The sequence below is a fragment of the Streptomyces sp. NPDC016677 genome, from assembly GCF_055562815.1.
Genome location: NZ_JBVHEO010000045.1, coordinates 1 through 1,357 on the forward strand (window position 1 = coordinate 1; position 1,357 = coordinate 1,357).

Below are 1,357 nucleotides of genomic sequence, written 5' to 3' on the forward strand. Positions count from 1 at the left end.
CTTCTTATAAGCACGTTTTTTATTACTTCTGCAGACTCAGGCACATTTGTTTTAGGCATGATGACAACAAATGGTTCCCAAAATCCGAGTAACCGTTTGAAAGTAATTTGGGGGATCATGTTAACTGTTATGGCGCTTGTACTGCTGTACTCAGGAGGACTTCAAGCCCTGCAAAATACTATGATTATTGCTGCATTACCATTTTCAGCAATAATCGCTTTAATGGCCATCAGTTTATTAAAAGCTGTAAACAAAGAAGCAAAGATGTATCTCAATCACGTCCAGGCCCTTTCCCTAAATTGGAAAGGGTCTTTTTTGAATCGTTAGATTACCATTATTTTAAGTACAAATTCGCTAAATATAGAGTCCTCCCAACACCAACTCTGGAATGAACAAAAGGATGGGAATAGTCACATCGAACAGGTAATTTTATAGGTTCACAACACAACTAAAAAAAGACCGGTCGAAGTGTTTTCCTTGACGGCCACAAAAGAGCCAATCATTTCATGAGAGATTGGTGTAGTAACTGGTATCGTAGCTTAATGTCCTTTAATCATATTACTTTCATCCCTATAGGTAGGTTGCATAAATCAATTCACAGCTTTGCTATCTTCGATTGGCTAATCTCAACTATTTTTGCCCATGTACCTGTATACATATTCTTCTTGATCGTTTGACCTTAAAATCGGATAAATGATCTTTAGCACTATATTTCTTTCTTCATAAAATTTTTCTTCTATTCTCCAAGAACCAGTGTTCCTCTCAACAAACTATGGTTCTAATTTAGATGCCAGTGGGAACTTATTCCTACTATATTGAGGAATTTAAAATTGGCTATAACATAAAACTCTATTTAACTTTTTTTTATGAAACATCTTACGCAATTTATCTTAATAAGATGTTCACCTGTTTCTCCACTCTTTCATTAAGATGAAATAAAAAATACCTGTAGGCAAACTCTTTGTAAAATGTTCGCCTACAGGTAACAAAAATCCATAATGGTAGTATTTAGAAATTTATTCCACCTTAATTTAATCAATACTCTATAGATTATTTGATTAAATTCCAAATTCCTTTCTTAATTTATTTTCATAGTTCTCATTAATATATCTTCTAATAAATTCATTCCTTTTTATTACATCTTCTTCTTTTCTAAACATTCCTACCTTTTTTAATCTCTCGCTGTCAGGTTTTGTAGTCCACAATTTAATTGCTTCATTTTCTAGTGCTGATTCTACTCTTCTTCTTACTACCATTTCTTTAAACCTTGTCTCTTTTTGTTCTTCTGGTGATGGTAATTTTGGGATCTGCTCAATTATCAAATCATAATGGTTCTTTATTTCTTCAATTTGTGAAA

The 1,357-nt window shown here is 32.8% G+C and carries 2 protein-coding genes; one reads left to right on the plus strand and one right to left on the minus strand.

All coding sequences use genetic code 11. The annotated features are described in order from the left end of the window. Window positions 1–327, plus strand: a 327-nt coding sequence (locus ACZ3IG_RS36175) for a BCCT family transporter (RefSeq protein ID WP_467437482.1), incomplete at its 5' end; no start/stop codon positions are given. Window positions 328–1,058: 731 nt separating this feature from the next. Here the strand turns inward: ACZ3IG_RS36175 and ACZ3IG_RS36180 are convergent. Beyond that, the coding region (locus ACZ3IG_RS36180) for a hypothetical protein (RefSeq protein ID WP_467437483.1) at window positions 1,059–1,357 on the minus strand (299 nt) is incomplete at its 5' end.